The sequence below is a fragment of the Chitinophaga sp. genome, from assembly GCF_035538455.1.
In the GTDB taxonomy this organism is placed as follows: Bacteria; Bacteroidota; Bacteroidia; order Chitinophagales; family Chitinophagaceae; genus Chitinophaga.
In genome coordinates, this window is sequence record NZ_DATLKJ010000031.1 from 24,444 (window position 1) to 36,060 (window position 11,617).

8 protein-coding genes are annotated in these 11,617 nt (G+C 46.9%); 2 read left to right on the forward strand and 6 right to left on the reverse strand.

Going from position 1 to position 11,617, the window contains the following annotated elements; translation table 11 throughout:
* Nucleotide 1 precedes the first annotated feature (1 nt).
* Complete coding sequence (locus tag VM802_RS03055; RefSeq protein WP_325527845.1) at nt 2–3,103, forward strand: efflux RND transporter permease subunit; 3,102 nt, start codon at nt 2–4, stop codon at nt 3,101–3,103.
* Between the two features lie 181 nt (nt 3,104–3,284).
* On the opposite strand, the gene trhO is transcribed toward VM802_RS03055, so the two are convergent.
* From trhO to VM802_RS03085, 6 genes are all read right to left on the reverse strand, one after another.
* Nucleotides 3,285–4,301, reverse strand: coding sequence for an oxygen-dependent tRNA uridine(34) hydroxylase TrhO (trhO, locus tag VM802_RS03060; RefSeq protein WP_325527847.1), 1,017 nt, complete (start codon nt 4,299–4,301; stop codon nt 3,285–3,287).
* Between the two features lie 770 nt (nt 4,302–5,071).
* Nucleotides 5,072–5,224, reverse strand: a complete 153-nt coding sequence (locus VM802_RS03065) for a class I lanthipeptide (RefSeq protein WP_325527849.1) — start codon at nt 5,222–5,224, stop codon at nt 5,072–5,074.
* Between the two features lie 495 nt (nt 5,225–5,719).
* Nucleotides 5,720–8,242: a DUF5686 family protein gene (locus VM802_RS03070; RefSeq protein ID WP_325527851.1), complete on the reverse strand. Its 2,523-nt coding sequence runs from the start codon at nt 8,240–8,242 to the stop codon at nt 5,720–5,722.
* Between the two features lie 80 nt (nt 8,243–8,322).
* On the reverse strand, nt 8,323–8,676 hold the full coding sequence (locus tag VM802_RS03075; RefSeq protein WP_325527853.1) for a hypothetical protein: 354 nt from the start codon (nt 8,674–8,676) through the stop codon (nt 8,323–8,325).
* A gap of 165 nt (nt 8,677–8,841) precedes the next feature.
* Complete coding sequence (locus VM802_RS03080; RefSeq protein ID WP_325527856.1) at nt 8,842–10,023, reverse strand: O-succinylhomoserine sulfhydrylase; 1,182 nt, start codon at nt 10,021–10,023, stop codon at nt 8,842–8,844.
* A 27-nt stretch (nt 10,024–10,050) separates the two neighbouring features.
* A complete protein-coding gene (locus VM802_RS03085) occupies nt 10,051–10,470 on the reverse strand; it encodes an OsmC family protein (protein ID WP_325527858.1) in 420 nt (139 codons plus the stop codon).
* Nucleotides 10,471–10,564: 94 nt separating this feature from the next.
* Here VM802_RS03085 and metX point away from each other — a divergent pair, with 94 nt between their 5' ends.
* The gene (gene metX, locus VM802_RS03090; RefSeq protein ID WP_325527860.1) at nt 10,565–11,581 is read left to right on the forward strand and encodes a homoserine O-acetyltransferase MetX; all 1,017 of its coding nucleotides are present in this window, start codon (nt 10,565–10,567) and stop codon (nt 11,579–11,581) included.
* Nucleotides 11,582–11,617 lie beyond the last annotated feature (36 nt).

The window sequence follows — 11,617 nt, forward strand, 5'->3', positions numbered from 1 at the left end:
TATGAATAAATTCATCAGAAATATTGTAGCATTCTCGCTCAAAAACAAACTCTTTGTTTTTATCAGTGTAGTCACACTGATCATAGCAGGTGTATTCTCTTTTGTACATACGCCCATTGAGGCATTCCCGGACGTTACCAATACGCAGATCGTAATTGTAACCAAATGGAATGGCCGCAGTGCGCAGGAAGTAGAGCGCTTTGTAACCCTGCCCATCGAAGTGTCGATGAACGCCGTTCAACGTAAAACCAGCGTGCGTTCTGTGACGATGTTTGGGCTATCTGTCGTGAAGATTATGTTTGAAGATGATGTGGAAGATTTCTTCGCCCGGCAACAGGTCAATAATATGCTGTCAAGCATTAACCTGCCCGAAGGCGCCGAACCGGAGGTACAGCCTCCCTACGGCCCTACCGGAGAGATCTTCCGCTATTATCTCAAAAGCGACAAGCGCGACTCCCGCGATCTGCTCACCTGGCAGAACTGGGTGATAGACCGCCAGATCCGTAGCGTGCCCGGCATAGCCGACGTAGTAGCGTTCGGTGGCCAGGAAAAGATCTACGAAATATCCGCAGATCCCGTACGCCTCGCCAAATACGACATTACGCCACTGGAACTCTATCAGGCCGTAACCAAGAGTAACGTGAACGTTGGTGGTGATGTTATCGAGAAAAACGGACAGGCTTATGTGGTGCGTGGTATCGGTCTGCTCAACAGCATCTCCGATATTCAGAATATCATCATCCAGAATATCAACGGCGTACCGCTGCTGGTGAAAGATCTGGCCAATGTACACGAGTCTTCCGCTCCCCGCGTAGGACAAGTGGGCCTCGACAAAAATGATGATCTCGTAGAAGGAATTGTCGTAATGCGTAAGGGTGAAAATCCTTCCGAAGTACTGACACGCCTCAAAGATAAACTCAAGGAACTGAACGAAACGGTGCTCCCCGATGATATAAAAATGGAGACCTTCTACGATCGCGATAACCTGATGAACTTCTGTACGCACACCGTAATGCACAACCTCGCAGAAGGTATCATCTTCGTAACTGTAATCGTGTTCATCTTCATGGCCGACTGGCGCACCACCGTAATCGTGTCTATCATCATCCCGCTGGCGCTGCTTTTCGCGTTCATGTGCCTGCGGATTAAAGGCATGAGCGCCAACCTGCTCTCCATGGGCGCCATCGACTTCGGTATCATCATAGATGGAGCCGTGGTAATGGTGGAAGGCGTATTTGTGATGCTTGATCATAAGGCGCATAAGTATGGAATGGAGCGCTTCAATAAAATGGCTAAGCTGGGCTGGATCAAACAAACCGGCGGAGAGCTGGCCAAAGCGATCTTCTTCTCCAAACTCATTATCATCATCTCCCTCGTTCCTATCTTCTCCTTCCAGAAAGTAGAAGGTAAAATGTTCTCTCCCCTTGCATGGACACTGGGCTTCGCACTGCTGGGCGCATTACTGTTCACACTCACACTGGTGCCGGTATTGTGTTCTATCCTGCTGAACAAAAATGTAAAGGAGAAAGACAATTTCGTTGTAAAATTCTTCGACAGGATTGTTACGAGTGGATTCAGCTGGACATACCGTAACAAACGCCTGAGCCTTACTTTATCAATCGCCTTTATGGTGGTGACTTTCCTCTCTGCCAAATTCCTCGGAACAGAATTCCTTCCGCAGCTGAATGAAGGCTCCCTGTGGGTTACTACAGAACTGCCGATGAGTATGTCGCTCACAGAAAGTACCCGCATGGCGCACAGCATCCGCGGTGACCTCGGTGGCTTCCCCGAAGTGAAAAGAGTATTATCGCAGGTAGGCCGTTCCAACGACGGTACTGACCCCAACGGTTTTTACTTCATCCAGTACCAGGTGGATCTTGCTCCGAAAGAAGAATGGAAACGCCATATCACACAAGATGAGCTGATCGCGCAAATGGAACAACGCCTGAGAAAATATCCCGGTATTATCCTCAACTTCTCCCAGCCTATCAGTGATAACGTATCTGAAGCAGTGGCCGGCTTTAAAGCAGCCAACGGTGTGAAGATATATGGTAGTGATCTCACACAACTCGAATCTTTATCGCAACAGGTAATCGCACAGCTGAAAACGGTGAAGGGTATCAAAGACCTTGGTGTAATCCGGAATATCGGTCAGCCTGAAATGAGCATCAACCTGGACGATAACAAGATGGCGCAGTATGGCGTATCCACCGGTGATGCACAGGCAGTGATTGAAATGGCAATTGGTGGTAAAACGGCTACTCAGCTGTATGAAGGTGAGAAAAAGTTTGATATACGTATTCGTTACGATGAGAACTACCGTAAAACGGAAGAAGACCTCGCCAACCTGATGGTGCCTACCATCAACAATAACAAGGTGCCGCTGAAAGAGATCGCTGAAATCAAAACCATTACCGGTCCCGCATTCATTTATCGTGATCTGAACAAACGTTTTATTGGTGTGAAGTTCTCCGTGCGTGACCGTGACCTTGGCTCCACCATCGCAGAGGCACAGCAGAAAGTAAACAGGGTTATTAAATTACCCAAAGCCTATGCTATAGGCTGGACGGGCGAATTCGAAAACCAGGTGCGCGCTACGCAACGACTCGGGCAAGTGGTACCTATCAGTATCATCGCCATATTTATTGTGCTGTTCATCATGCTGGGCAACGTAAAAGATGCCGGACTCGTATTGATGAACGTGCCCTTCGCGCTGATCGGTGGTATCCTCGCGCTGCATGTCACCAGTATGAACTTTGGTATCTCTGCAGGTGTAGGTTTCATCGCACTCTTCGGGATATGTATACAGAATGGTGTGATCCTGATCTCGGTGTTCCATAAGAACCTGCAGACCAAGATGCCACTCAATGAAGCCATCAAACTGGGTGTACAAAGTCGTATCCGCCCGGTAGTAATGACCGCGCTGATGGCTGCCATCGGCCTGGTACCGGCAGCACTCTCCCATGGCATCGGATCTGAAACACAAAAGCCGCTGGCAATTGTAGTAATCGGTGGATTGATCACCGCTACGGTACTTACGCTGCTCGTGTTCCCGATCATATTCTACGGAGCTTATAAAAATAAAACAGATAGTATGGCGTAAAAAAGATGATGTCAGCTTTCAACGGTTGAAGCTGAAGGCTGACATCAGATTTTTAGTTCGCATATAGGTTGATAGAATGGTTATGAAAAAAGAAAAGGCCGGACAACGGTCCGGCCCCACTAATTTTATAATCAACACTACTCCGCCCTGCCTGAAAAGATACAACGCGGGGCGGATTTTTTTATACCTTTTTTCTGCCTCTTGATTTATTAAACATCAAACCCTTCTCAACCCCTTTACGCAAAGTCGCTTTCTCCTCTTCCGGCAGCGCATTCACAGTCTGACATGCTTCACTGCAGCAGCCGTCATATTGCTGCTTACATGCTTCACACTGAATAAATAACAGGTGACAGCCCTCATTCAGGCAGTTGGTATGCGTATCACAAGGCGCACCGCATTGGTGGCACTGACTGATGATGTCTTCACTGATACGCTCACCCAGGCGTTCGTCAAATACAAAGTTCTTTCCTTTGAACTTAACCGGGAGCCCCTGTTGCTTCGCTTTGTTGGTGTATTCAATGATCCCCCCTTCCAGGTGGAATACATTTTTGAACCCGTTGTGCAGCATGTATGCAGAGGCTTTCTCGCAGCGGATACCGCCGGTGCAGTACATGATGATGTTCTTGTCTTTCTTATCCTTCAGCATATCTACCGCCATCGGCAGCTGATCACGGAAAGTATCGGAGGGAACTTCAATCGCCCCTTCAAAATGACCTACTTCATATTCGTAGTGGTTGCGCATATCTACAACCACCGTTTCCGGATCTTCTGTCAGTTCATTAAATGCCTGCGCATCTACATACTTGCCGCGGTTGGCCATGTCAAAAGCAGGATCGGTGATCCCATCAGCCACGATCTTCTCGCGCACCTTGATCTTCAGTACAAAGAAAGATTTGCCGTCATCGTCTACTGCAATGTTCAGCCTGATACCATTGAGAAACGGCACCGCATACAATCTTTCCCGGAATGTCTCATAGTGATGCTCCGGCACGCTTATCTGGGCATTAATCCCTTCATGTGCCACATAAATTCTTCCGAATACTTCCAGTTTGAAAAACGCTTCATACAGTTGATCGCGAAAAGCCTGGGGGTCTTCAATCTTCGCGTACTGGTAAAATGAAATGGTGACGCGTTTAAATGCTTCCAATGCAAGCCGCTTCCTGAGCTCTACGGCAGATACTCTGTTGTGTAATACCATCTTTGTTTGAAATTTTAAGGACACTTGCCTTGTGAACAAAACTTCAATCAATCATCTATAAAAGAAAAATCGATCAGGGCGCAAAATTAATGAATTCATTGAAAATCAAGAAACAAAGGGGGAACATAAATTTTCGATAGCTGCGGGGCAATCGTACGGGGGCGTCACCGCGTTCTCCGTCAAATACAATATGGGCGGTCATTTCAGCAGGCACAACAAGGTTTTAAGGGGTATTGTGGAAAAAAATACTTAACCCTTAATTACTATTTAATAATTATTGTATATAACTTCGCGCTAAAGTTACCATTACCCCAATTGGCATTCTTTTTGAAAAAGACCCCAGAAAAAAGAAACTAATTGTTTAACCCGAAAAATGTTTTGTTATGAGTATTTACATTACCTACTTTATTTATGCAGTCGTTGGTATCTGGATTTACAGGTTACTGGCTTATTTCTTTGACGAGAGAAAGGAAGTAAGAAGAAAGAGAATGTAACGAAGAGTCATGTGATTGGCAGGTTTTCCCGGCAGGTATTGGCGTATGATTAATCTGTTGAGATCGTATGCTTTAGTAATTCCGTAGTTGCATAGCGGTGTGTTACTGAAAATTATTAGAAGGCGCTCAAAATATTTGAGACGCCTTCTTTTTTTAATGCCTTTACAGTAGCAGAGATTGACCTCGTTGGCTACAGGTTGAAAAGCCCGGTGCCTGAAAAATTGTGCCTGTTACCAGACACTACCTATAGCAGCCACCAGTTTCCACCTGATTTCCTTAGTTCGGGCAACCGCCTGTACATGGGCAAATAGAGTGATAAAGTGTGTTTGTTGTCCAGGTATTGTTTCTTTCTTTCGCGGCTTCAGTCTGGTTCAAAGCAGCGATGGTGATTTTTCCAAGCTGGATCTTTTTGGTGGTTTGTTTTTTCATAAAAGCATGATTTAGATAAATGGATAAATGTGATGAAGATGTTGGCAATGCATTTACCGATGTAGAAATTACCACAAATATTCAGAAAAAATAATCCCGGTTTTATGTGATTTTTAAAGCAGGCTGAACGAGGTACTGCAATTATGTTACGGTGCAATTCCAAATGGGTACCACGATTTCGAAACTGTTCCGTTTGAGTTGCTATCACTAAAACGGATAAATAACAGTGGAAAAACGAATTAAGCAGCAAGCTATGTTTAGATAGCTACATTGATTGAGAGAGTTCCTTTATACAAGTGATTACATTATTACAGATATTGGAACTTACTCAGTAAGTTCATCGCAGCCGTATAGCCTAATTTTAATTAGGCCGGCTTTCAAAATAAATCCACACCTGTAGTTCGTTAGCCTGTCTTTTCCATTAAAAATAGCACCTCCTTGTAGAATAACGGAGCGTAAATCCGTAAGAATGTACCAGCATCATAATCACCACCCTCACTTGCTGGTTTGCACCAACCCTCCGAAAATCCCTCCAAAGCCAACGCGAACGCCTACACGTGTATTGTCCTGGCTCTGGTAACCCGCCACTACATCCACTCTGATCAGTTTGAAGATATTCTCCAGGCCGGCAAATACTTCTACGTAATTGTTGTCACGGTTCACATAGAAGGCATTGGAGCCAGCCACCAGGTTCCATTTCAGCCGGTTGAACAACGGAATCTTATTGGTGAGCAGTCCATTGAAATGATGCTCCACATTCACCGTTGTATAGAAAGATGCAGTGGTGCTGTACCTGTAATACGGCGCTAACTGAAAACTATTGAGGTATTTCAGGTTATAGAAGGTCTGGTTTCCATTGAAATGCTGGAAGTCCGGGATCTGTACATTCTTGCTGCTGAGGAATCCTCCTGCAGTAAGCCTGTAGCGGAACTCTCCCAGCAATTTGAAGTTCATTTTGTCGAATGCGGCCACCTGCCATTTATCAAAGTCCACCACGCTGTTGGCTACATTGGGAATACCCTTGCTATAAGCTATTTCAAAGGTCGGGTACTTGGAACCCAGTGGCATCATGCGGTCAGGTAGCTCAATAAAACGTTGCCCTGGCTGAAAGCGGAAGCTCAGGTCAAACACCAGTGCCTGGTGCTTTTCGAAGGGCACATCTTTCAAATCTTCGGGATGGTTGGGCGTGAACTGTTTCTTATCGTTCTTGAAAAATACAAAGTCAGTCGTGTTCTCCACCGGCATCCTGCTTTCATAGGTAAGGCCGGCAGTAAGTTTGTCATTCGTCTGGAATACCCGGCTGTACTGTAGTTTGCCAAACCAGTTCTCATACAGCTTCATGTAATTCTCCTTCAGGAAAAGCGTATAAAACTCATTGGCAATATTATCAATGGGGTTGTCCTGATTGAACTGGGAGATGCGCTTCCCTCCTGCCAGTAACCAATCGTTACGCCCAAACTTCTTGCGGATACGGCTTCCATAGGAATAGTTAATTTCCGTATATGCGTTCAGGTGAGTATTACTCAACCCATACCGGATAAACGGAGATATGCGCAGGGTGCTGTTGTCACCCGCATTGAAGCTGACAGTTGGCTCTACTGCCAGCGCCAGGCCCTCTACGGTATTATATTTCAGGGATTGTATCAATGGCTTCACCGCCAGCTGGTGATACAGGATAGCACTGTCTCTTCTGAAATAGTATTTATGTTGAATACCGCCACTCCAAAGCACATCTATCACTTTTATCTTCTTTTGTTTATAGCGCAATGAATCGAGTGTATACCGGGAAAAAGCAGAATCACGCGCTGCTTTGGCGATGCTGTCTTTCTCATGGTAGTCCTTTACTTCTGCTTCCTCAAGGGGCACCGGGCGGATGCTGTCCCAATAAGCAGGGCGCTGCTTGTTGTAGGCGGAATCATATTTCATGATCACCTTATCAAAATACTTCGGCGGGAAGTTGGGCTTCACATTATAGTCTGTATAGACATTTACAAAGTTGCCCACCATATCGAATTTGAACTTTTTGAAGGTGGTATAGATCACCTGGTCTTTCACACGCCATATATCGCCGGTTACGGGTACATGCGTCTGCCTGATGCGCAGGGAATCCATTATTTCCAGCTGGTACTCGCCGGTAAGCAGCAGGTCGGTACTGTGAATGCGCCAGTCGTTATCCGTAATGAAGATGTAACCGGAAAAGAGCGGTTCCCGCTTACGTTTAGGTATCACCCTGATCCTGTTGACGGTTTTGCCATCTTCCAGGAACTCTCCTTCCAGTCTGTATTTGTAATACAACAAAGCATTATTCGCGATGGGCGAAATAAATCCACGCGGTCCCAGCTGGGTACTCACAGCATTTACGTTGTTATCGTAGAAGCTGATGAAAGCCGGGAAGCTAAAACCCAGCCCCCCGCCACTTTGCCGGGAGGAGACCACCTCAAGCTTTATTTTATCGGGTCGTTGTGCAGAGATCTTGGTAACAGATTCGGAAAGGAATACCATGCCTTTCCCGGTACTGTCCACACCCACGTCCTTTTTGTCTATCTTCTTGCCAAATAAACGGTCTGGCACAGCTCTCAGGCTGATCGTGCCTTTGATGTAGGACATGCAGGTATATTCATTTACCTGATGCTGATAGAAACCTCTCTTCTTTATCGCCTGCCGGATGATGGCGTAAGCGGGATCTTCGCCACCGGCTTTCACCACCACTTCTTTGATCTGCATCTTGAGCGGCTGCAGATGAAAGTCCAGCGTCTGCGTAGAGGCATTGACGTTAATATGTGATTCGGTTTTGCGGTAGCCGATATACTGACATACGATCGTATATTCGCCGGGCGCCAGTTCCAGCTGGTACTGGCCGGCAGCATTGGTGGTGGTACCGTTGGTAGTACCCTTAATCAGCACAGTGGCAAATGCAAGCGGCCGGTCTTTGTCATCAGTGACACGGCCTTTGATCACATTGGCCTTACAGTATACGGCTAAGAATAAGAAGAACAGGGCAGGTAAGTATTTCATCATATCAAAGATAATGGCCTGGTCCGTATGAGATAAATACTTAAACTGTTTTACAGGAACTTTAACAACTCATGACAAGTAATTCATGCTGTTGCTTTCGGCGCACGCAGGAAAGCGGCGCTGGATGCCGCAAAACCGGCTACCAGTGCACCGATAAAAGCACTTACAATTCCCATCAGCGGAGCGCTCTTCAAGTGCAATATCGTTTCGCTCATACGGTTGGCCAGTATATGATCATTCCGCACATCCCTGAAAAACGCCAGGGCCAGCCACAATACAAATACGGAAAGGAAGGCGCTGAAAAAAGATTTACCGGGAGACAATGGCAGGGCCAGCGTAACAACAAAGGCAGCCACTGCTACACTCCACCAGGGCAATACTGTGCCGGCGATATAGGCAAGGATAAGGATAAGTACAAAATGACCAATAGCTTTCATGATAGTGAATTATATACGGGAATGATCCTGTTACTAATATAACAGATTAAATCTGATTAACAATAAAAAGACCTGATAGCGATTGCCATCAGGTCTTGTATAAAGATTCAGATATATCTTTCCACAATTCAATCTTCGCTCATCACCATCATCACAAAAATCAGATTAATCACAGTCCAGGGCCTGCTCTATATCCGCTAATATATCTTTAATATTCTCCAGCCCCACAGAAATACGTATAAGCCCCGGTGTTATACCTACCGATGCTCTTTCTGCATCAGTGAGCTTTGCATGTGTGGTGCTGGCCGGATGAGATGCAATACTACGGCTGTCGCCCAGGTTGGCCGTAAGCGATAACAACTTCAGGGAGTTGAGGAAACGTGCACCTTTTTCCAGGCCGCCTTTCAGTTCGAAGCATACAATACCGCCGCCGCCGCTCATCTGCTTTTTAGCGATGTCGTACTGCGGGTGGCTGGGCAGGAACGGATATTTCACAGCAGTAAGATGCGGGTTATTTTCCAGGGCCTGCGCCAGTTTGAAGGCGCTATCGGAATGCCTTTCCATGCGCACAAACAGCGTTTCCAGGCTCTTGCTCAACACCCATGCATTGAATGGTGACATCGCAGGACCAGTACTTCTGCAGAATGCATAGATCTCTTTAATCAGTTCTTTCTTCCCTACCACTGCGCCGCCCAGCACCCGGCCCTGACCATCCAGCCATTTGGTGGCGGAGTGAGTCACGATATGCGCGCCTGCAGCAATGGGCTTTTGCAGCACAGGAGTGGCAAAGCAGTTATCAACATTCAGAATGATATTATGCTTATTGGCAATCTCCGCAAGCAAGGCAATATCGATGATCTCCAGCCCCGGATTGGAGGGCGTTTCCACGAAGATCATACGCGTATTGGGCTTGATCATCGCTTCAATGCCTGCAGGCTCATTGATGTCAAAATAAGAAGTTTCGATCCCCCACTTAGGCAGGAACTTGGTGATCACCGTATGTGTGGAACCGAAGATAGATCTCGCACTGAGCAAATGATCCCCCGATTTCAGCAGTGCCATAAAACTGGCGAATATAGCGCTCATACCGGATGCAGTGGCATAGCCGGCTTCCGCCCCTTCCAGTGCACACATCTTCTGCACAAACTCATCTACGTTCGGATTACTGAAACGGCTGTAAATATTGAAGTCTGTTTCATCGGCAAAGGTTGCCCTCATCTCTTCTGCATTGTCAAAGCAGAAGCTGGAGGTCAGGAACATCGGTGTAGAGTGCTCCATCTGGTCTGTTCTGTCAGTCTGTATCCTTACAGCATTGGTATCCGGTTGGTAATGATTCTCCTTGTTCATTGATACTGATATGGTGGTTTCTGTAGATTATTCATGTATTTTGATCTCCCAGGTCAGCTTTGTGTTAGCCTGACGGAGGGTTTCAGCCACTGAACAATATTTGTTCATCGACAGCTCTACAGCACGGGCAGCTTTATCGACGTCAATATTACCCGTAAAGTGGAAGATGATATGAGCCGTTTCCCAGAGGGCCGGTTCTTTGCCTTTCTCTCTCTCTGCATCTATTTCAATACGGAAGTCCTTCACCTCCTGGCGCTGCTTCTTCAGGATCATCAGCACATCGATGGCCGAACAGCCGCCGAGGCCCATAATAACCATCTGCATCGGGCGCACACCATTATTCTTTCCGCCATTCTCCAGAGATGAATCCATCAGCACCTTGTGGCCGCCTTCATCCACTGCTTCCATATTAAATCCGTCGTCTATTCTTTGTAATGCTATTTTCATGATTGGTGAGTTTCTGTAACAAAGATAAAAAATATCAGCCATGAATTTTGGAGTTGACAATTCTTGAGTAGTTTTGCGCAAATTCATACTAGCATTGTCGATAAAGGTATTTCACAGTAAATCAGCATTCCGGTTAGAGTCCGGCCAGGTATTACCAGCGTTGCATATCGCGTATCACACTTACGGAACCATGAAGGAAGATGGCAGTAACGTCGTGTGGATATGTCATGCATTGACTGCCAACAGTGATGTGGCAGACTGGTGGAAAGGTTTGGTCGGCGAAGGAAAGGTGATTGATCCGGCGAAACACTTCATTGTATGCGCTAACATTATCGGCTCCTGTTATGGCAGTACCGGCCCGCATTCCACCAACCCTGCAACCGGCGAACCGTGGTTTCATTCCTTTCCGGCAGTCACAATCCGGGATATGGTACAGGCACACCAACTGCTGAGAGAGCATTTGGGCATACCCCGTATAGCCCTGCTCGTAGGAGGTTCCATGGGAGGTTACCAGGTGCTGGAATGGGCGCTGACAGACCCCGGAATAATCGACCGGCTTTTCCTCCTCTGTACCGGTGCCGCCGAAAGTGCCTGGGGCATCGCCATTCATACCTCGCAGCGGCTGGCCATTGAAGCCGACTGCTCCTGGAAAGACAGCAGCTACGACGCCGGCCACAGAGGCCTCAAAGCCGCCAGGGCCATAGGCATGCTCACTTACCGCAATTACCAAACCTTCGTAAAAGCCCAGTCTGACCCCGACAAAGAGAAAACCGACGACTTCAGGGCCGCTTCCTATATCAACTACCAGGGCGATAAACTCGTAAAACGCTTCAACGCCCAGTCATACTGGCTGCTCACCAAAGCAATGGACAGCCATAACATTGCACGCGGCCGCCACGAAGATATCGCCACCTCACTTTCACATATACAACAACCCGTACTACTGATCGGCATCACCAGCGATATTCTTTGTCCGCCGGAAGAACAACAATTATTGGCCGCACATCTCCCCCATGCCGCCTATCATGAGATCGATTCTTCCTATGGACATGACGGGTTCCTGATTGAATTTGAAAAAATCGGGCAAATCCTTTCTGACTGGATGAACTAAACACTGTTTAGCAGTGTGGTATTAGCTTTTAGCGCC

Coding starts and splice junctions, on each gene's coding strand:
- VM802_RS03080 (WP_325527856.1), bottom strand. CDS start 10,023: ATGAACAAGGAGAATCATTACCAACCGGATACCAATGCTGTAAGGATA.
- VM802_RS03085 (WP_325527858.1), bottom strand. CDS start 10,470: ATGAAAATAGCATTACAAAGAATAGACGACGGATTTAATATGGAAGCA.
- VM802_RS03070 (WP_325527851.1), bottom strand. CDS start 8,242: ATGATGAAATACTTACCTGCCCTGTTCTTCTTATTCTTAGCCGTATAC.
- VM802_RS03055 (WP_325527845.1), top strand. CDS start 2: ATGAATAAATTCATCAGAAATATTGTAGCATTCTCGCTCAAAAACAAA.
- VM802_RS03065 (WP_325527849.1), bottom strand. CDS start 5,224: ATGAAAAAACAAACCACCAAAAAGATCCAGCTTGGAAAAATCACCATC.
- VM802_RS03075 (WP_325527853.1), bottom strand. CDS start 8,676: ATGAAAGCTATTGGTCATTTTGTACTTATCCTTATCCTTGCCTATATC.
- trhO (WP_325527847.1), bottom strand. CDS start 4,301: ATGGTATTACACAACAGAGTATCTGCCGTAGAGCTCAGGAAGCGGCTT.